This window comes from Methylobacterium sp. 285MFTsu5.1 (assembly GCF_000383455.1).
In the GTDB taxonomy this organism is placed as follows: domain Bacteria; phylum Pseudomonadota; class Alphaproteobacteria; order Rhizobiales; family Beijerinckiaceae; genus Methylobacterium.
In genome coordinates this window covers 92,648-110,118 of the sequence record NZ_KB911276.1, presented here as the reverse complement: position 1 = coordinate 110,118, position 17,471 = coordinate 92,648, and the positions used below count along the sequence as shown (strand labels likewise).

Sequence of the window (17,471 nt, the reverse complement as noted above, 5' to 3'; positions counted from 1 at the left end):
GACACCTTCGAGACGCGGTCCGTCGCGGCCCCGGGGCTCGCCGCGGCCGGGCGGCGCCCCAAGTCGCGTCACATCAGCCCGGCGGCCCGGAGACCGACCCGTGATGCATCCCGCTTACCTGACGGCGATCGGCGCGGCCCTCTTGGCCGCCGGACCGGCCAGCGCCCTGGAGGTCACCCGCAGCCGCGACATCCCGGCTCCGCCCGCCGCGGTCTGGGCGCTGGTCGGCGATTTCTGCGCGATCCAGAACTGGCACCCGCAGGTCCAGCGCTGCATCCTGTCGGGCGAGGACGAGGATGACGGCATCCGCGCGCAGATCCGCGGCCTCGTGGTGAAGGGCGGCAAGGGCACGATCGCCGAGGTCGAGACCGCGCGCGACGAGACCGGCATGAGCTACAGCTACAGCTTCATCCAGGGGCCCCTGCCGGTGCGCGCCTACAACGCGACGCTGGCGGTCCGTCGCGACGGCGCGGGCTCCACGGTGATCTGGAGCGCGACCTTCGACGCCGAGGGCATGAGCGATGCCGACGCCGTCGCCGACATCACGGGCGTGTTCGACGCCGGGCTTGCCGGGATCGCCCGGGAGGCGGCCAGATAGCCCCCTGCCGAATCGGCCAGCCGCGCGAAAAATCGCCTGCCGGGCGCCGCGAGGCCTCGCCGCGGGGCCGTCGCGGACCGATGTGAGCGCCGTCGGCGCGACCGAGCGCCCGGCTCGATTCCCAGAGGCAGCCTCAGGAGGCCGAGACCCGCATGCGCCGTCACCGCCACGCCAAGATCGTCGCCACCGTCGGTCCCGCCAGCTCCGCCCCGGACCAGCTCCGCGCCCTGTTCCTCGCCGGCGTCGACACGTTCCGGCTCAATTTCAGCCACGGCCTCCAGGCGGATCACGCCAAGGTCCACGCGGCCATCCGCGCCCTCGAGAAGGAAGTCGGCCGGCCGATCGGCATCCTGCAAGATCTCCAGGGGCCGAAGATCCGCATCGGCACGCTCCAGGGCGGACGGCTCGATCTCCAGGCCGGCGAGACGGTGCGCTTCGTCCTCGAGGGCGCCGACGGCGACAAGCAGGCGATCCCGCTGCACCACCCGGAAATCTTCGACGCCGTCGTGCCGGGCCAGGAACTCCTCATCGACGACGGCCGGGTGCGGGTGCGGGTCACCGGACCCGAGCGGACCTCCATCACCGCCGAGGTCGTCACCGGCGGTCCGATCTCGAACCGCAAGGGCGTGAATCTGCCGGGCACGCTGCTGGACCTGTCGCCGCTGACCGAGAAGGACCGGGCGGATCTCGCCTTCGGGCTCGATCTCGGCGTCGACTGGGTCGCCCTGTCGTTCGTCCAGAAGCCGTCCGACGTCATCGAGGCGCGGGGGATCATCGGCGATCGCGCCGGCATCATGTCGAAGATCGAGAAGCCGCAGGCGCTGGAGCGGATCGACGACATCATCCGGCTCTCCGACGCCGTGATGGTCGCCCGCGGCGATCTCGGCGTCGAGATCCCGCACGAGGACGTGCCGGGGCGGCAGAAGGAGCTGATCCGGGCCTGCCGGCTCGCCGTGAAGCCCGTCGTGGTGGCGACCCAGATGCTCGACTCGATGGTCAATGCGCCCGCGCCCACCCGGGCGGAGGCGTCGGACGTCGCCACCGCCATCTACGACGGCGCCGACGCCGTGATGCTCTCGGCGGAATCCGCGACCGGCCGCTACCCGGTCGAGGCGGTGGCGATGATGGACCGGATCATCCGGAGCGTGGAGGGCCACAAGCTCTACCACTCGATCGTCGCGGCCTCGGAGCCGGGTGAGGAGGAGACGCCGCCTCACGCCGTGGCCACCGCCACGGCCGACCTCGCCGAGGCGGTGCGCGCCGCGGCCATCGTCGCCTACACGGCGAGCGGGACGACGGCCGCCCGGGTCGCGCGCAAGCGGCCCGCGGCCTCGATCCTGGCCCTGACCCCCAACGTCGCGACCTCGCGGCGGCTGAGCCTGCTCTGGGGGGCGCACAGCGTCCTGACGGAGGACGTCGACAGCTACGAGGAGATGACCTCGAAGGCCTGCCACCACGCCCAGGACGAGGGCTTCGCGCGGCCGAACGACGTCATCGTGGTCACCGCCGGCATCCCGTTCCACACGGCGGGCAACACCAACAACATCCGCCTGATGCAGGTCTGAGGCGCCCGATCGGGCGCCGGGCTGGAACGCGGCCCGCGCCTGACCCGTTGTTGGGGAAGCTGCGCCATTTGGGCGCGATACCGGAGGGCCGACCCATGAACCTGATCGGACGCATCGTCACCAAGATCCTCGGCAACGAGAACCGCCCCGTCGACCGGGACGACCGGAACGCCAGCACGGCGACGCCGCTCGGCCGCCTCGTGACGAAGATCCTGGGCAAGTAGGCGCGCCGTCCGCCCGCGCCATTCGCCGCGCGCCCGAGCCGGGCGCGCGGCGGACCGTTAGGCGGTCAGTTCGCGACGGCGCTGGCGGTCGCCTTGAGCACCGGCGCCGCCGGGATCGAGTGCTGCCAGAAGGTGCCGGTCCGGCCCTTCTCGTAACCGGCCTCGTACAGGGCCCGCATGTAGGCGGTGTCGAAGCCCTTCGCGGCGGACGCCTTGGGGCCGTTCTCGTCAATGTAGGTGAGATTGAAGCCGATGCCGTTGGTGCGGGCCAGCGCGTAGGTCGCCGTCAGCGTCGCGCGGGAGCGGGCGCGGCTCGCTGTGGTGAAGGAGCGCTCGACGATCGAGAGCGTGTTGTCCTTCGTCACCTCGAATTCCGGCTCCAGGCGGCCGTTGATCACCACGTAGATCTCGGCCTTGCCGCCGGTGCGGATCCGCCCGTCGCGCAGCAGCAGGGTCTGCGGCAGGGTGAAGACGGGGGTCACCACCGAGCCGTCGACATGCATCTCCTGGAAGCGCGCGTCGCCGGCCGAGACGTCGATGAACTGGGGCGGGAACACCGCCGGGATGCTGGCCGAGGCCGCCAGCACGTCGCGGAACAGCTGGCGGGCGTTGGGCACCCCGCTCGCCGCGATGGCGCCCATGTTCCAGATCACCGCGCGCTGGGAATCGAGGTTCGTCGTGACGACCAGCAGGCGCCGGCCCTTCGCGTGCTCCTCGGCCACGGCCTTGAGGAGATCGTCCGTGACGTAGCGGTCGATGAGGTTGCGCAGGCGCCCGTCGCCGAACAGGCCCGAGCCGAACAGCACGTTGGCCAGGTTCGGCGAGGCCACCAGCTCGCTGGCGACGCCGCTCGTGTAGAACTCGGTCAGGTAGGGGTCGTAGGCCGGGCCCAGGAAGGCGAAGGGCGCGATCAGCGCGCCCGTCGAGACGCCGGAGACCAGGGTGAATTCGGGCCGCTTGCCGGACGCCGTCCAGCCGTTGAGCACGCCCGCCCCGTAGGCGCCGTCGCCGCCGCCGCCCGACAGGGCCAGGTAGGTGAAGCCCTTGAGGCGCCGCTCCGGATTGGCGGCGAGCGCCGCGATCGTGTCCACCGACGCGTCCGCGAAGACGCGCGCGCCGGGGATGCCCGGCACGGTGGCGAAGGCCGCCTGCTCGGCACTGTAGGGGGTCCGCGGAACGCTGCCGCAGGCCGCGACCTGACCCGCCAGCCCGAACGCCACCGCCATGCGCAGGCTGACCTGACGAACACCCATCGTCACTTCCTCGAACCGCGAAACGCGCCCACTCTGCCACACGGAACGAGCTTGGCCGTATCGCCTGTTCCGTCTTAGCCGGCTTCGGAGGAACGATAAGGCCGCGCTGTTGCGGTGGGGTCACGATCCCACGCGATCGGGGCGCAAGCGTGGCCGCTGCGGCCGGCGGCCCGGACGGTGCGGCGCCGTACCGGACACCGGCGGGACCGCGCCGGGGCCGCGCAGGATCGCGCCGGACCCGGCCGACCCGGGCCGGCCCGGGTCATTGCCGGTGGACAGGCGTCGCGGCGGCCCGTGACCGGCGACCGCCCGCCCTTGCAACGTTCGCGAGCGCCGCGCTAGGGTTCCCCCGTGGCCTGGCGAGACAGGGTGTCGCACGCGATGCGGCAGCCGGTGCGCGGGGGCGCGGTCTGCGCGGCGACACGGTCGGCCGGGATAACGGCTCCTGTCGGCTTGGAAGACGCGGACTGGCCTTCGGGAACGCGGCCGAGCCGCAGGGGGCGGAGGGGATGATGGAAGCGGGTCTCGGCTGGACGGACGATCGCGTGGCGCTGCTGCGCCGCCTGTGGGAAGACGGGCAGAGCGCCAGCAAGATCGCGGCGCAACTCGGCGGCGTCACCCGCAACGCGGTGATCGGCAAGGTCCACCGCCTGGGTCTGGCCGGTCGCGCCCGCGGCGGCGAGGAAGCCGCCACCGCCGTCCCGCCGTCGAAGACGGTCGAGATCGAGACCGCCATCGCGGTGGTCGAGACGCAGGCGCCCGAGCCGGTCGCGATCCTGGCCCACCGTCCGGCCCCGGACTTCCCGGCGCCCGCGCCGGCCGCGGCGCCCGCGCCCGTGGCCCTCGCGGTGTCGGAGCGCGTCACCATCATGGACCTCCGGGAATCCATGTGCCGCTGGCCCCTCGGCGACCCGACGACGCCGGAATTCCGCTTCTGCGGCGCCCGCTCCATCACCGGCCTGCCGTACTGCACCCACCACGCCGAGATCGCCTACCAGCCCGCCGCCGAGCGGAAGCGCGATCGCCGCGTCGCCTCGTTCCGCTGAGCCGCCGCGCCGTCAGCGCAGCGTCACGCCGGCTTCGCGGAGGACGCGGGCGGTCCCGGGATTGACCCGGTCCGCCGGGACGAGGCCGACGAGGTTCCTCGGCTGCGCTTCGGTGAGTTCCGTCCGCGCCAGCGCCCGGACGATCCGGTAGGCCGTCTCCTCGTCGAGACCGGGCCGCGCGATCACGAAGCTCCAGGACCCCACCGTCGCGATCGGCTCCGCCTGCCCGGCGAAGCTGCCGGCCGGAACCGTGAGGCGCCGCGTCGCCGCGCCGGGCTGCGCGAGGCGCGCGATGGCCGCCTCGGACGGTCCGAAGAAGCGGGCCCCGCCCGGATCCGCGGCCAGCGCGTGGAAGCCCGGCCAATCGAGGCCGCCGCCCCAGAGCGCGTCGGCGCGGCCCTCCCGCACCAGGGCCGGGCCGTCGCCGGCCCGGTCGAGGAGGATCGGGCTGATGTCGCGCTCGGGATCGAGGCCCGAGGCGCCGAGGACGCTGCGGCCCATGACGGTCAGCCCGGACTTGTGCGTGCCGAGCACGACCCTGCGCCCGCGCAGGTCCGCCACCGAGCGGATCGCGCTGGCCGCCGGCACCACGAACAGGCCCGGCGTCGGGTACATCGGCGCCAGGACGGTCAGGCCGCCGCCCTCGGCGAGGGCCGGGTAGGCGTACTCGCCCTGCACGAGGCCGAGATCGACGCGGCCGGCGCGGAGGAGGCCGACATTCTCGGACGACCCGCCGGTGGCGCGCCGCTCGACGGTCAGGGCCGGGTCCGCGGCTGCGACCGCGCCGGCGAAGGCCTCCCCGAAGGCCGGGAAGCCGCCCCCCGGCGTCGCGGTGGCGAGCACGACGCGGAGCGCCTCGGCGGCGCGCGCCGGCCGCGCCAGGACCAGCCCGAGGCCCGCCAGAAGAGCGGCCCGACGAGTCGGCCGAAGAGGGAGGCCCCGTCCGCCCGTCGGGCAGGATGGTCGGGCAGCGCCGGCCGCGGCCGGACGGGCAGGAGAATAGAATTCCATCAGGAACGGGCCGCTCAATAAAGGTCTTCCACCCCGCCGCGAAAGTTCGCCCAATTCCGGAAAGAACTTTCGGCAACGGCACTTAGCCCGATTGCTCCGGCCGCGGCAACGCGATATCGCAGCCTCCCGTCCGGGCCGGTCAAGCCTCCCCACGCGAGGGCGATCCCTTGGCGGGGCCTCTCCCGGATACGACATCTGTCCGATCCGTCACCACGAGCAGGAGTTCCGCGATGGCCGATACCCTCAACGCACCGGCGAAGGTCGGCCACGGCCGTGTCTACGGCTCGATCACCGAGACGATCGGCAACACCCCTCTGGTGCGCCTGAACCGGCTGCCCAAGGAGCACGGCGTCGACGCCGAGATCCTGCTGAAGCTCGAGTTCTTCAACCCGATCGCGAGCGTGAAGGACCGCATCGGCGTCAACATGATCGACGCCCTGGAGGCCTCCGGGAAGCTCCAGCCCGGCGGCACGCTGGTCGAGCCGACCTCGGGCAACACCGGCATCGCCCTCGCCTTCACGGCGGCGGCCCGCGGCTACCGGCTCATCTTGGTGATGCCCGAGACGATGTCGCTGGAGCGGCGCAAGATGCTCGCCTTCCTGGGCGCGGAGCTGGCGCTCACGCCGGGCGCGCAGGGCATGAAGGGCGCGATCGCCAAGGCCGAGGAGCTCCTGAAGGAGATCCCGGGCTCGGTAATGCCGCAGCAATTCTCCAACCCGGCCAACCCCGAGATCCACCGGAAGACCACCGCCGAGGAGATCTGGAGCGACACGGGCGGCCAGCTCGACGCGTTCGTGGCCGGCGTCGGCACCGGCGGCACCGTGACGGGCGTCGGCGAGGTGCTGAAGCCGCGCCTGCCGAACCTGAAGGTCTTCGCGGTGGAGCCGGAGGACAGCCCGGTGATCTCCGGCGGCCAGCCCGGCCCGCACAAGATCCAGGGCATCGGCGCTGGGTTCATCCCCGACAACCTGCACACGAGCATCCTCGACGGCGTCCTGAAGGTCACCAACCAGGCCGCGTTCGAGACCTCCCGGGCGCTCGCCCGGCTGGAGGGCATCCCCGGCGGCATCTCCACCGGCGGCAACGTCGCGGCGGCGCTGGAGCTGGCCAAGCGCCCCGAGTTCCAGGGCAAGCGGATCGTGACGGTCGCCTGCTCGTTCGCCGAGCGCTACATCTCCTCGGCGCTGTTCGACGGGATCGGCTGAACCGGCCATCGGAGCGGCCTTCGGGCCGCTCCCCTACGGAGCACCGATCGAATCGCACCGGGGCGGATCGCGGCGATGTGGATCCGCGCGCGCTTCCGGTCCGCCGGGGACGGACACGATCGTCGCGACCCACGGGATTTTTCATTTTATCACAGTCATACAATTATTTTTCCTTGATCAGTATCTGTCTCTTTTAAAATTTATTCGCAGCACAATACTGAGTTTTGGGCGAAAATTTCGGATCAACACTGCGATCTCCCGTGCCTGGACGCCAGAAAAACTCTCCGCTAACGCCGATCGGCGAACGGACAGCGATTCTCTCATGCGCGGCCTCCTGCTTCTCGTGTTCGGCCTCTGGGCTCAGTCGGCGATGGCCCTGGGCTTCGCGGTCCACGACCTGACCGGGCTGGCCGAGGCCGCCAGACTGGCGCTGGGACCGGCAGCCACCGCGCAGGCGGAGGCCCAACGTCTCGGCCTGCACTGCGCCGCCTGCGCGGGCACCCCGGCGATCGAGCTGCGGATCGGGCGCCTGACGGACGGGACCGAGGCCCGGGTCCGCTCCGGCAGGACGACCCTCGCGGCGCTCGAGGCGCTCTGCGTGCGGCGCAATCCGGATTGCCGGCTCTCGGCCCTGCCCGCCGGCCCGGCGATCGGCTGGTTGAGCGTGTACGCGCTGGACGGCGGCGCGGGTGCCACCGCGGTCATCCTCCGGGACGGCGATCTGCTGACGATCGAGGCCCGGGCATCGGATCGCGGGGCCGCGGAGGATGCGGCGCGGCGCCTCATGCAGGCCGTCCTGCCCCGGATCGTCGGGCCGGAGACCTGAACCGACCGCCTCCGGTCGCCCGGTCCGCGCAACCCTCATCGGCCGCCTCCGTTGTCCCCCGAAGAGGAAGAGAGGCGAGCCATGACAGACCAGACCGGACGACCCGCGCGGGAGGGGGCCGAGGCCCCGGTGGCCGCGAAGACTGAGACGCCGCGCGAGAAGCTCGGCCAGATGGAGGACAAGGCGCGGTCCGACACGGATCTCGGCGAGGCGATCGACCGCGCCACCGCCGCCGTCGGCCAGGACGACGGGAAGCGCTGATGGTCAGGCCGACGAGCGAATCCGGCACGGTCACCCGCAAGCCCGACGACAAGGTCGGTTCGCGCGGGAGCCCGCCCGCCGGGGGCGGCCATCAGACGGCCGATCAGGCGGCGATCACCGACATGGGCTCCGGCGAGGCGCCGCGGACCGAACCGAAGGAGGGATGGGGCGCGGCCGGAGAGCCCGGGCGCGCGCCGCCGGCGGTCGGCGGCTCCTCGGGCGGCCACTCGGACCAGAAGGCCTCGCGGGGTCCGGCCGCCGACACGAAGGTCGCGGGCGGGCACTACCGGGCGGAGCGGGAGAATCGGGAATGACCGAGCGTCGCGAGACCGGCGCGCAGCCGGACAAGCCGAAGAACGTCGCCCCCGACGCGGTCAAGGACCCGAACGAGAAGACGGAGGGCAAGCCCGGCCAGGGGACGCCCGCCGGCGGAACGCAGAACGACGAGACCGATCCCGGGGGCAGCTGACGCGACCGGGATGCCGCCGCGGCGGCATCCCCCGCGCGGCGACGCGCGGCTCAGGAGAGACGGAAGGGGATCGGCCCGGAAGCCAGCGGGACGTCACCGGGACGGCAGCCGGTCTCGACGCTGGCGTAGCGGATCGCGTCCTGGCGGCTGCGGAAGATGCCTCCGGCACGCCCACCGGTCTCGACGGCGACCCAGTGACCCTCGCCGTCCTGGCCGACGAGGTATGAGGGCGGCGCGGCGGCGGCCTGCGCGAGCGACGGAAGCGGGTTCAGCGCGACGGGCATCGGTGTCACGGGGTTCACGCGGGCCTCTCGGGTCCGCCCCATCGAAGTATTGCCCCCGGCATAAGGGTTCGATGGGTCCGAGAGCGGCCAGGAATAAGGGCCACATCAGCAACCGGGCCTGAGCGCCCGGTTGCCGGTCGTTCACGTTCGGTGACGGTCGCGCGCCTCAGGCGGCATTCTCCTTCGACCGCTCGGCCCGCTTGCGGTCGTTCGGGTCGAGGATCGCCTTGCGCAGGCGGATCGACTTCGGCGTCACCTCGACGAGCTCGTCGTCCTGGATCCAGGCCAGCGAGCGCTCCAGGGTCATCCGGATCGGCGGGGTGAGGCGCACGGCCTCGTCCTTCGACGTGGTGCGGATGTTGGTGAGCTTCTTGCCCTTGAGCACGTTCACCTCGAGATCGTTCTCGCGGTTGTGCTCGCCGACGATCATGCCCTGGTACACCTTCCAGCCCGGCTCGATCATCATCGGGCCGCGGTCCTCCAGGTTCCACATGGCGTAGGCCACGGCCTCACCCTGGTCGTTGGAGATCAGCACGCCGTTGCGCCGGCCCGGCATCTCGCCCTTGTAGGGCTCGTACGCCTTGAACAGCCGGTTCATGATCGCGGTGCCGCGGGTGTCGGTGAGCAGCTCGCCCTGGTAGCCGATCAGGCCGCGGGTCGGGGCATGGAACACGAGGCGCAGGCGGTTGCCGCCCGACGGCCGCATCTCCAGCATCTCGGCCTTCCGCTCGGACATCTTCTGGACGACGACGCCGGAATGCTCCTCGTCGACGTCGATCACGACCTCCTCGATCGGCTCCAGCAGGCCGCCGGCCTCGTCGCGCTCGTACACGACCCGCGGCCGCGACACGGCGATCTCGAAGCCCTCGCGGCGCATGGTCTCGATCAGGATCGAGAGCTGCAGCTCGCCGCGGCCCGAGACGTAGAAGCTGTCCTTGTCGGCCGCCTCCTCGATCTTGAGCGTGACGTTGCCCTCGGCCTCCTTGAACAGGCGGTCGCGGATCATGCGGCTCGTGACCTTGTCGCCCTCGGTGCCGGCGAGCGGGCTGTCGTTGACGATGAACGACATCGTCACGGTCGGCGGGTCGATCGGCTGCGCCTGGATCGGGGTCTCGACCTGCGGGTCGCAGAAGGTGTCGGCGACGGTGCCCTTGATCAGACCGGCGATCGACACGATGTCGCCCGCCTCGCCGATGTCGATCGGCGCGCGCTCCAGGCCGCGGAAGGCGAGGATCTTCGACACGCGGCCGGTCTCGACGACCTTGCCGTGACGGTCGAGCACCTTGATCTGCTGGTTCGGCTTCACCGAGCCCGCGGCGATCCGGCCGGTGATGATGCGGCCGAGGAACGGGTTGGCCTCGAGCAGGGTGCCGAGCATCCGGAACGGCCCCTCCTCGGTCCGGGCCGGCGGCACGTGCTTGAGCACGAGGTCGAACAGCGGCTCGAGGCCGACCGACGGGTCCGCGTCCGGGCTGTCGGCCATCCAGCCGTTGCGGCCCGACCCGTAGAGGATCGGGAAGTCGAGCTGCTCGTCGGTGGCGTCGAGGGCGGCGAACAGGTCGAACACCTCGTTCACGACCTCGTTGATCCGCGCGTCCGGACGGTCGACCTTGTTGATCGCCACGATCGGGCGCAGGCCGATCTTGAGCGCCTTGCCGACCACGAACTTGGTCTGGGGCATCGGCCCCTCGGCGGCGTCCACCAGCACGATCACGCCGTCGACCATCGACAGGATACGCTCGACTTCACCGCCGAAATCGGCGTGGCCGGGGGTGTCGACGATGTTGACGCGGGTGTCCTTCCAGACGACCGAGGTCGCCTTGGCGAGGATCGTGATGCCACGCTCCTTCTCGAGGTCGTTCGAGTCCATCGCCCGCTCCTCGACCCGCTGATTCTCGCGGAAGGTGCCGGACTGGGCCAGCAGCTTGTCGACGAGGGTCGTCTTGCCGTGGTCGACGTGAGCGATGATGGCGATGTTGCGCAGTTTCATGGCGGCCCGAAACGGGTTGTGCCGGCTCCCTGGCGGCCGCGCGGCGCGGCCGTCCGCGCCGGTTCAGGTACGGAGTCGTGGTGGTTGCGTCGCAATATAAGGACGCGCGCGCTTGGGCAAGGCCGCTGAAGTCATGGGGGCCTCGCGTGACCGGGATTGCTGGGGGAAGATCGGCGTCGGGATCCGGCGCCGAGTGCCCTATATGACGGCGCGATGACACCGCGGCCGGCGGGAATCCGCGCCTATCGGGCTGTATTGGATGAAACCGGATCCCTCGGGTAGCGTATCGACCAGGATCAGGCGTCCGGCTGCGGCGATTCGGCCGTCGGGCCGCCAGGGCGGGCTTTCGTCGGAAGGACACGATGCGCGCGCTTGAGCCGCGGCTGTTCCCGTATATCTGGCGCTACTCCAAGGTCGCGCAGCTCCGGATCTGCGCCGTCGTGCTGGCGTCGCTCCCGTTCTATTTCGCCTCGCTCGACCTGCCGAAGCGCATCGTCAACGACGCGATCACGGGGAAGGCCTACGCGCACGGCAAGGCGACCGCGCCGTTCCTCGAGCTCACCGTCGAGTGGCCCGCCTTCCTGGGCGGCGGCAAGACGCACCTGTTCGAGGGGTTCCAGCTCGACCGGTTCGAGCTGCTGCTCAGCCTGTCGACGCTGTTCCTCAGCCTCGTCCTGATCAACGGCGCGTTCAAGTTCTGGATCAACCTCCAGAAGGGCATTCTCGGCGAGCGGATGCTGCGCCGCCTGCGGTTCCAGCTGTTCTCGCTGATGCTGCGCTTCTCCCCGGAGACGCAGCGGGAGGTGAAATCCTCCGAGACCGCGACGATCATCCGGGACGAGGTCGAGCCGATCGGCTCCTTCATCGGCGACGCGATCGTGGTGCCGGTGTTCCTGGGCACGCAGGCCGCGACGGCGCTGGCCTTCATCATGATGCAGAACATCTGGCTCGGTATCGCGGCCGGCGGCATGGTCGCCGTGCAGATGACCGTGATCCCGCGGCTGCGGCGGGAGATCATCCGTCTCAGCCGCCAGCGCCAGATCGCGTCCCGCGCCCTGGCCGGGCGCGTCGCCGAGGTGCTCGACGGCCTGCAGGCGGTGACGCTGAACGACACCGGCCGCTGGGAACGCGCGGAGATCGGCGGCCGCCTCTACCGGCTCTACGACCTGCGCCTGCGGATCTACCGCCGCAAGTTCGCGGTCAAATATCTCAACAACCTGCTCGCGCAGGTGACACCGTTCCTGTTCTACGCGATCGGCGGCTACTTCGCCCTGAAGGGCCAGCTCGACATCGGCCAGCTCGTGGCGGTCCTGGCCGCCTACCGCGACCTGCCGCCGCCCCTCAAGGAGCTGATCGACTGGGACCAGCAGCGCCTCGACGTCGAGGTCAAGTACGAGACTGTGGCGGCGCATTTCGGCCCGCAGCGCCTCCTGCCGGCCGAGCACGAATCCGAGCGCGCGGCGCCCCGCCTCGGCGGGCCGCTGCGGCTGGAGGGCCTGCAGCTGCGCGATCCGCAGGGCGGCTCCCTGATCGAGGTCGGCGACGCGGAGGTGCGCCTCCCCGGGCAGGTCGCCCTGGTCCCGCCCGGGGCGATCGCGCAGGAATTCGTCCGCGTGCTCGCCGGGCTCCAGTCGCCGCCCGGGGGCACGGTCCGGATCGGCGAGCACGACCTCTCGACGCTGCCGCGCCGCGACCACGCGCGGCGCATCGCCTACGCGGGCGTCCAGCCCGTGCTGTTCCCCGGGACGCTGCGCGACAACGTCCTCTACGGGCTGCGCGTGCACCCGCTGCGCACCAAGAGCCTCGACCTCAGCAAGGCGCGGATCAACGAGGCGGTGAAGACCGGCAACCCCTGCGACAGCGTCGAGGACCCCTGGATCGACTTCAAGCGCCTCGGCGTCCGGGATGCCGACGAGCTCGACGAGCGCCTGCTCGACCTGCTCGGCCGGCTCGACCTCGGCGACGAGCTCTACCGGTTCGGGCTCGGCGCCCTGAGTTCGGTCGCCCACGACACGCCGGTGGGCCAGCGCATGATCGCGGCGCGGGAGCACCTGCGCGAGCATTTCGCCCAGAAGGGTCTCGCCGACCTCGTGATCCCCTTCGCCCGGGGCCACTACAACGAGCAGGCCACCGTCGGGGAGAACCTGCTGTTCGGCGTCCCCCGCGACCCGACGCTGACGGATCCGCGCCGCCTCGCCGGCGTTCCCCTGTTCCGCGACGCGCTGGAGAAGGTGAAGCTCCTCGACGAGCTCGACCGGATGGGCGTCGCCATCGCCAGCAACCTCAAGGACATCTTCGCCGACGTGCCGCCGGGCCACCCGCTGTTCCGGCGGTTCTCGCTGATCACCCCGGACGCGCTGCCCGACTACCTGCGCCGGCTCGCGCGCCTGCCCGAGGACGGGCGGCTGAGCGAGACCGACAGCGTGGCCTTCCTGGCGCTGGCCCTCGCCTATGTCGAGCCGCGGATGCGCTTCGGGCTGCTCGACGAGACCCTGGCCAAGCGCATGGTCGGCGCGCGGGCGGTCGTGCAGGGCTTCATGCACGGCGACGACGGCTGCGACGTCGAATCCTACGACCCGAACCGGATCAACCCGCGCAGCACCGTCCTCGACAACCTGCTGTTCGGCCGCATCGACACGGCGCGGATGCACGGCGAGGCGCTGATCCAGAAGGAGGCCCGCGCGGTGTTCCGGGAGTTCGACCTGGAGCGGCCGATCCAGCGGCGCGGCCTCGAGAAGGAGGTCGGCAACCGCGGGCAGGCGCTCGCCGAGCGCGTGCGGGTGCGGGTCGGCCTCGCGCGGGCGATCCTGCGCGAGCCGGAGATTCTCGTGGTCGACCGGGTGGACGAGCACCTGGAGCGGGGCGTCGACACGCTGCTCGACGTGACCGAGACCGCCCTGCCCCGGGCGAGCCTCGTGGCGAGCCTGTCGCCGGAATCCGACCCGGCCCGGTTCCCCGCGCGCCTGCCGATCCAGAGTGCCGACCGGAGTGCCGAAGCGCGCCTGCGCGCGGCGGCGGAATGACGTAAGCGTGACCGGTCCGCGCGGGGCGCGGCCGGCGGTTTACAGGGCTGCCCGTCTCCGGCACAGGATGGCACCCCATGCCAACATTCTCGGACGCCACCGCGACCCCGGACCGGACGATCCCGAGCCTCGCCGGGACGCCGCGCGTGGTGCCGCCGCACCGCGCCCCGCCCGAGCGCGAGCTGCCGCTGCCCGCCTACCTGCGGTCGATCCGCGACAACGCGCTCGCGGGCTTCCCCCGGCGCGCCTTCGAGGAGCCGGTCACCCGCCGGGGCCTGCTCGGGCGGTCGAGCTTCGTGCTGAACGACCCCGAGGCGATCCGCCGGGTGCTCGTCGAGAATCAGGCGAACTACGCGCGCACCACCGGGACGACCCGCATCCTGCGCCCGATCCTCGGCGACGGGCTCCTGATCAGCGAGGGCTCGGCGTGGCGGCACCAGCGACGCACCCTGGCGCCGGCCTTCACTCCGCGGGCGATCGACGGCCTCGTGCCCCACATCGCCGCCGCCGTGACCGACGGGATGGAGCGCATCGCCGCCGAGGCCGCGGCGGGGCCGGTCGACCTGTTCACGTCCTTCTATCGGCTCGCCCTCGAGATCGCCGGGCGCGCCATGTTCTCGGTGGGGATGGACCAGCACGGCGCCGAGCTGCGCCAGTTCATCGCCGAGTACGCCGAGCGGATGGGGCGGCCGCACCTCCTCGACATCGTCACCCCCCCGGGCTGGCCGGTGCCCCTCGACTGGTCGCGCCGCCGGTTCCGGCGCCGGTGGATCCCGTTCCTCGACCGGATCATCGCGGCGCGCCGGGCGGTCGAGGGGGACAGGTCCCGCTCGGGCGATTTGCTCGACCTGCTCGCGGCCGCGCGCAATCCCGATACCGGCGCCGCCTTCACGCCCGACGAGCTGCGCGACCAGGTCGCCACCATGATCCTGGCGGGCCACGAGACCACGGCCGGCACGCTGTTCTGGGCGGCCTACCTGCTGGCCCTCGCCCCGGAGGTGCAGGAGCGGGTCGCCGCCGAGGCGCGGGCCGCCGACCTCGCCGACCCCACCGGCTGCCAGAGCGACGGGCGGCTGCCGCTCACCCGCGCGGTGATCGACGAGACCCTGCGCCTGTACCCGGCGGCCTTCGTGGTCGTCCGGCGGGCGCTGGGCCCGGACACAGTGGCGGGCCACGCGGTCAAGGCGAGCGACATCGTCATGGTGAGCCCCTGGGTGCTGCACCGCCACCGGTCGCTCTGGCCGGACCCGGACGCGTTCGATCCGGGCCGCTTCCTGCCCGGCGCCCAGGCCCCGCGGCGCTTCGCCTACCTGCCCTTCGGGGCCGGCCCGCGGGTCTGCATCGGCGCGCAGTTCGCCCTGAGCGAGGCCGTCCTCTCCCTGGCGCGGGTGCTCCAGCGGTTCCGGCTGGTGCTCGACGAGCGCGAGCCGGTGCTGCCCCAGGCGGTCGTAACGACCCAGCCCGATCGCCCAGCGCGCTTCCGGCTGATTCCCCGCGCGCCGTTCAGCCCCTGATCCCGGTGATCGTCGCCGAGATCGCCCGCGGGTCGCGCATCGGCCAGCGGCCGCTCTCCACCTGCGCCAGGAAGTCGTCCAGCAGGCGGTTGTAGGCGTCGGGCTCCTCGACCGAGAGGGCGTGGCCGGTATTGGGCAGCATGGCGAGGGCGGCGGAGGGGATGACCCGCTTGAGCATCAGGCTCGGGGCGAGGCAAGGCCAGTCCTCGTCGCCGGCGACGATCAGGGTCGGGACGGTCATGCGCCCCAGCTCGTCCGTGAGATCGTAGAGCGACGGCCGCCCCTTCTGCACGCCGGCCTGGGTGTTGGCCGAGCCGAGGGCCGAATGCTCGGCGAGCATCCGCCTGAACTCGGCGTGCCCGCGCGGGTCCTTGGTCTCGAACTGCACCCGCGTCGGCCCGACGGCGTAGCGCTCCGCGAAGGCCGCCATGCCGTCGCGGAGGAGCATCGCGGCGGTCGCGTCCGCCTCGGCGCGGAACAGCGCCTGCCGCTCCGGCTCCGCGCCGTAGCCGCAGCCGCCGAGGCACAGCGACAGCGCCCGGTCGGGGTGCCGCAGGCCGAAATGCAGGGTCGCGAAGGCACCCATGGAGATGCCGGCGACGTGGGCCTTCGGCGCGCCGAGATGGTCGAGGATGGCCAGGATGTCGTCGGCCGCGCGCGCCTGCGCGTAGGCCGTGACGGACTCCGGCACGTCGGAGGGCGGGTAGCCCCGGGCGTTGAACGCGACCGCGCGGTAGCGCCGGCCGAAATGGCGCAGCTGCGCCTCGTAGCTGCGGTGATCGCCGGCGAACTCGTGGACGAAGATCAGCGGCGTCCCCTGGCCGCTCTCCTCGTAGTGGAGCCGTATCCCGTCGTCCGTCGTGGCGCTCGGCATGGCGATCCTCTCATCGGCCTCCCCCGGGTTTCCGAGATGGCGCGACGGGGCGCCCGGTCGAGAGTCGGGACCGGAGTTCGTGGAAGGAACGACGAAGCCGCACCCGGCGGACCGGGCGCGGCGCGTGGATCTCCGTGCCGGCGGGGACGCTCCCCGCCCGGCTCAAGCGGCCTTCTTGGAGGAGGCCGGCTTGACGGCCCCCTTCTTGGCGGCGACCTCGGCGAGCTTCGCGGCCAGCTTGGCGTCGAGCTTGCCCGAGGCACCGAGCGGCAGCTCGATGTCGAGGCCGAGGGTCGAGACACCCTCGCCGCGCTCCAGGGTGACCTTCACCTTGTCGGGCTCCACCGCGACGTGGTTGGCGATCACCGCCAGGATCTCCTCCCGGAGCTGGATCACGAGGTCGGGGCGACCCGACTCCGCGCGCTCGTGGGCGAGGATCAGCTGCAGGCGGTCGCGGGCGACCGCGCCGGAGCTGCGCTTCTGGAACAGTCCCAGGATGCTCACGCCGCCCTCCGCATGAACAGCTTGTCGAGGAAGGACTTGCGCTCGACCGGCAGGCTCATCGGCACGGACTCGCCCTTGAGCCGGCGGGCCGCGTCGGCATAGGCCCGCGCCGGGGCGCAGAGCGGGTTGTTCAGCGTCACCGGGCAGCCGAGGTTCGAGGCGCGCAGCACCTCCTGGCTCTCCGGGATGATCGCGAGCAGCGGGATCGACAGGATGTCGAGCACGTCCTCGGTCTTGAGCATGTCGCCGCGGTCGGCCCGCATCGGGTCGTAGCGGGTGAGGATCAGGTGCTTCTCGATGTCCTCGCCCTTCTCTGCCTTGGCGGTCTTGGAATCGAGGAGGCCGATGATCCGGTCGGAGTCGCGCACCGAGGAGACCTCGGGGTTGGTCACGACCACCGCCACGTCGGCGTGGTGCATGGCGAGCTGGGCGCCGCGCTCGATGCCGGCGGGGGAATCGCAGATCACCCAGTCGAACTTCGCGCGCAGCTCGTCCATCACCCGGGCCACGCCCTCATCGGTGAGCGCGTCCTTGTCGCGGGTCTGCGAGGCCGGCAGCAGGTGCAGGGTCTCGAGCCGCTTGTCCTTGATCAGCGCCTGCGGGAGCTTGGCGTCGCCGTTGACCACGTTGATGAGGTCGTAGACGACCCGGCGCTCGGCGCCCATGACGAGGTCGAGGTTGCGCAGGCCGACGTCGAAGTCGACGACGCACACGCTCTGCCCGCCCTGGGCCAGGGCCGCTCCGAGGGCCGCGGTCGTCGTCGTCTTGCCGACGCCGCCCTTGCCCGATGTGACGACGAGAACCTTTGCCACGCGTCGATCTCC

18 protein-coding genes are annotated in these 17,471 nt (G+C 71.8%); 11 read left to right on the top strand and 7 right to left on the bottom strand.

The window, feature by feature from the left end:
* The first annotated feature begins 103 nt into the window (after positions 1 to 103).
* The 3 genes from H288_RS0113260 to H288_RS32345 all read left to right on the top strand — a co-directional run bounded on the left by H288_RS0113260 (position 104) and on the right by H288_RS32345 (position 2,387).
* The gene (locus tag H288_RS0113260; RefSeq protein WP_020093062.1) at positions 104 to 598 is read left to right on the top strand and encodes an SRPBCC family protein; all 495 of its coding nucleotides are present in this window, start codon (positions 104 to 106) and stop codon (positions 596 to 598) included.
* A 152-nt stretch (positions 599 to 750) separates the two neighbouring features.
* Positions 751 to 2,163 (top strand): pyruvate kinase, encoded by a 1,413-nt coding sequence (pyk, locus tag H288_RS0113255; RefSeq protein ID WP_020093061.1) that lies wholly within the window; start codon positions 751 to 753, stop codon positions 2,161 to 2,163.
* Positions 2,164 to 2,258: 95 nt separating this feature from the next.
* The gene (locus tag H288_RS32345) at positions 2,259 to 2,387 is read left to right on the top strand and encodes a hypothetical protein (RefSeq protein ID WP_012320301.1); all 129 of its coding nucleotides are present in this window, start codon (positions 2,259 to 2,261) and stop codon (positions 2,385 to 2,387) included.
* 65 nt (positions 2,388 to 2,452) lie between these two features.
* Here H288_RS32345 and H288_RS0113245 read toward each other — a convergent pair whose 3' ends face one another.
* On the bottom strand, positions 2,453 to 3,640 hold the full coding sequence (locus tag H288_RS0113245; protein ID WP_026604915.1) for a patatin-like phospholipase family protein: 1,188 nt from the start codon (positions 3,638 to 3,640) through the stop codon (positions 2,453 to 2,455).
* A gap of 512 nt (positions 3,641 to 4,152) precedes the next feature.
* Here H288_RS0113245 and H288_RS0113240 point away from each other — a divergent pair.
* A complete protein-coding gene (locus H288_RS0113240; RefSeq protein WP_020093059.1) occupies positions 4,153 to 4,686 on the top strand; it encodes a GcrA family cell cycle regulator in 534 nt (177 codons plus the stop codon).
* 12 nt (positions 4,687 to 4,698) lie between these two features.
* On the opposite strand, the gene H288_RS0113235 is transcribed toward H288_RS0113240, so the two are convergent.
* Complete coding sequence (locus H288_RS0113235) at positions 4,699 to 5,697, bottom strand: TAXI family TRAP transporter solute-binding subunit (RefSeq protein WP_026604913.1); 999 nt, start codon at positions 5,695 to 5,697, stop codon at positions 4,699 to 4,701.
* Positions 5,698 to 5,927: 230 nt separating this feature from the next.
* Here H288_RS0113235 and cysK point away from each other — a divergent pair, with 230 nt between their 5' ends.
* The 5 genes from cysK to H288_RS35635 all read left to right on the top strand — a co-directional run bounded on the left by cysK (position 5,928) and on the right by H288_RS35635 (position 8,458).
* Positions 5,928 to 6,902 carry a cysteine synthase A gene (cysK, locus tag H288_RS0113230; protein ID WP_020093057.1) on the top strand — a complete coding sequence of 325 codons (975 nt, stop codon included), beginning with the start codon at positions 5,928 to 5,930 and terminating at the stop codon, positions 6,900 to 6,902.
* Positions 6,903 to 7,224: 322 nt separating this feature from the next.
* Positions 7,225 to 7,728 carry a hypothetical protein gene (locus tag H288_RS0113225; protein ID WP_020093056.1) on the top strand — a complete coding sequence of 168 codons (504 nt, stop codon included), beginning with the start codon at positions 7,225 to 7,227 and terminating at the stop codon, positions 7,726 to 7,728.
* Positions 7,729 to 7,809: 81 nt separating this feature from the next.
* Positions 7,810 to 7,989: a hypothetical protein gene (locus H288_RS0113220; protein WP_020093055.1), complete on the top strand. Its 180-nt coding sequence runs from the start codon at positions 7,810 to 7,812 to the stop codon at positions 7,987 to 7,989.
* Complete coding sequence (locus H288_RS0113215) at positions 7,989 to 8,303, top strand: hypothetical protein (protein ID WP_020093054.1); 315 nt, start codon at positions 7,989 to 7,991, stop codon at positions 8,301 to 8,303. The genes H288_RS0113220 and H288_RS0113215 overlap by 1 nt, the downstream gene beginning before the upstream one ends.
* The gene (locus H288_RS35635; RefSeq protein WP_020093053.1) at positions 8,300 to 8,458 is read left to right on the top strand and encodes a hypothetical protein; all 159 of its coding nucleotides are present in this window, start codon (positions 8,300 to 8,302) and stop codon (positions 8,456 to 8,458) included. The genes H288_RS0113215 and H288_RS35635 overlap by 4 nt, the downstream gene beginning before the upstream one ends.
* A 50-nt stretch (positions 8,459 to 8,508) precedes the next feature.
* Here H288_RS35635 and H288_RS0113205 read toward each other — a convergent pair whose 3' ends face one another.
* Positions 8,509 to 8,742: a hypothetical protein gene (locus H288_RS0113205; RefSeq protein ID WP_020093052.1), complete on the bottom strand. Its 234-nt coding sequence runs from the start codon at positions 8,740 to 8,742 to the stop codon at positions 8,509 to 8,511.
* A gap of 166 nt (positions 8,743 to 8,908) precedes the next feature.
* Complete coding sequence (gene typA / locus H288_RS0113200) at positions 8,909 to 10,732, bottom strand: translational GTPase TypA (RefSeq protein WP_020093051.1); 1,824 nt, start codon at positions 10,730 to 10,732, stop codon at positions 8,909 to 8,911.
* Positions 10,733 to 11,094: 362 nt separating this feature from the next.
* Between typA and H288_RS0113195 the strand changes: the two genes are divergently transcribed.
* Both H288_RS0113195 and H288_RS0113190 read left to right on the top strand, forming a co-directional pair.
* Complete coding sequence (locus H288_RS0113195; RefSeq protein WP_020093050.1) at positions 11,095 to 13,755, top strand: ABC transporter ATP-binding protein; 2,661 nt, start codon at positions 11,095 to 11,097, stop codon at positions 13,753 to 13,755.
* 77 nt (positions 13,756 to 13,832) lie between these two features.
* Positions 13,833 to 15,269 (top strand): cytochrome P450, encoded by a 1,437-nt coding sequence (locus H288_RS0113190; RefSeq protein WP_020093049.1) that lies wholly within the window; start codon positions 13,833 to 13,835, stop codon positions 15,267 to 15,269.
* Here H288_RS0113190 and H288_RS0113185 read toward each other — a convergent pair.
* The 3 genes from H288_RS0113185 to minD all read right to left on the bottom strand — a co-directional run bounded on the left by H288_RS0113185 (position 15,259) and on the right by minD (position 17,459).
* The gene (locus tag H288_RS0113185) at positions 15,259 to 16,143 is read right to left on the bottom strand and encodes an alpha/beta hydrolase (RefSeq protein ID WP_020093048.1); all 885 of its coding nucleotides are present in this window, start codon (positions 16,141 to 16,143) and stop codon (positions 15,259 to 15,261) included. The two genes, H288_RS0113190 and H288_RS0113185, sit on opposite strands and share 11 nt — an antisense overlap.
* A gap of 162 nt (positions 16,144 to 16,305) precedes the next feature.
* On the bottom strand, positions 16,306 to 16,647 hold the full coding sequence (gene minE, locus H288_RS0113180; RefSeq protein ID WP_020093047.1) for a cell division topological specificity factor MinE: 342 nt from the start codon (positions 16,645 to 16,647) through the stop codon (positions 16,306 to 16,308).
* The gene (minD, locus tag H288_RS0113175) at positions 16,644 to 17,459 is read right to left on the bottom strand and encodes a septum site-determining protein MinD (protein WP_020093046.1); all 816 of its coding nucleotides are present in this window, start codon (positions 17,457 to 17,459) and stop codon (positions 16,644 to 16,646) included. Before minD ends, minE begins: the two co-directional genes overlap by 4 nt.
* Positions 17,460 to 17,471: the final 12 nt, after the last annotated feature.

What these genes read in the sequence shown, in the direction of transcription:
- H288_RS0113220 (WP_020093055.1), top strand. Translation starts at nt 7,810, where the DNA reads ATGACAGACCAGACCGGACGACCCGCGCGGGAGGGGGCCGAGGCCCCG.
- H288_RS0113225 (WP_020093056.1), top strand. Translation starts at nt 7,225, where the DNA reads ATGCGCGGCCTCCTGCTTCTCGTGTTCGGCCTCTGGGCTCAGTCGGCG.
- typA (WP_020093051.1), bottom strand. Translation starts at nt 10,732, where the DNA reads ATGAAACTGCGCAACATCGCCATCATCGCTCACGTCGACCACGGCAAG.
- H288_RS35635 (WP_020093053.1), top strand. Translation starts at nt 8,300, where the DNA reads ATGACCGAGCGTCGCGAGACCGGCGCGCAGCCGGACAAGCCGAAGAAC.
- H288_RS0113205 (WP_020093052.1), bottom strand. Translation starts at nt 8,742, where the DNA reads ATGCCCGTCGCGCTGAACCCGCTTCCGTCGCTCGCGCAGGCCGCCGCC.
- H288_RS0113185 (WP_020093048.1), bottom strand. Translation starts at nt 16,143, where the DNA reads ATGCCGAGCGCCACGACGGACGACGGGATACGGCTCCACTACGAGGAG.
- H288_RS0113260 (WP_020093062.1), top strand. Translation starts at nt 104, where the DNA reads ATGCATCCCGCTTACCTGACGGCGATCGGCGCGGCCCTCTTGGCCGCC.
- H288_RS0113235 (WP_026604913.1), bottom strand. Translation starts at nt 5,697, where the DNA reads ATGGAATTCTATTCTCCTGCCCGTCCGGCCGCGGCCGGCGCTGCCCGA.
- H288_RS0113240 (WP_020093059.1), top strand. Translation starts at nt 4,153, where the DNA reads ATGGAAGCGGGTCTCGGCTGGACGGACGATCGCGTGGCGCTGCTGCGC.
- H288_RS0113190 (WP_020093049.1), top strand. Translation starts at nt 13,833, where the DNA reads ATGCCAACATTCTCGGACGCCACCGCGACCCCGGACCGGACGATCCCG.
- H288_RS0113215 (WP_020093054.1), top strand. Translation starts at nt 7,989, where the DNA reads ATGGTCAGGCCGACGAGCGAATCCGGCACGGTCACCCGCAAGCCCGAC.
- pyk (WP_020093061.1), top strand. Translation starts at nt 751, where the DNA reads ATGCGCCGTCACCGCCACGCCAAGATCGTCGCCACCGTCGGTCCCGCC.
- H288_RS32345 (WP_012320301.1), top strand. Translation starts at nt 2,259, where the DNA reads ATGAACCTGATCGGACGCATCGTCACCAAGATCCTCGGCAACGAGAAC.
- H288_RS0113245 (WP_026604915.1), bottom strand. Translation starts at nt 3,640, where the DNA reads ATGGGTGTTCGTCAGGTCAGCCTGCGCATGGCGGTGGCGTTCGGGCTG.
- cysK (WP_020093057.1), top strand. Translation starts at nt 5,928, where the DNA reads ATGGCCGATACCCTCAACGCACCGGCGAAGGTCGGCCACGGCCGTGTC.
- H288_RS0113195 (WP_020093050.1), top strand. Translation starts at nt 11,095, where the DNA reads ATGCGCGCGCTTGAGCCGCGGCTGTTCCCGTATATCTGGCGCTACTCC.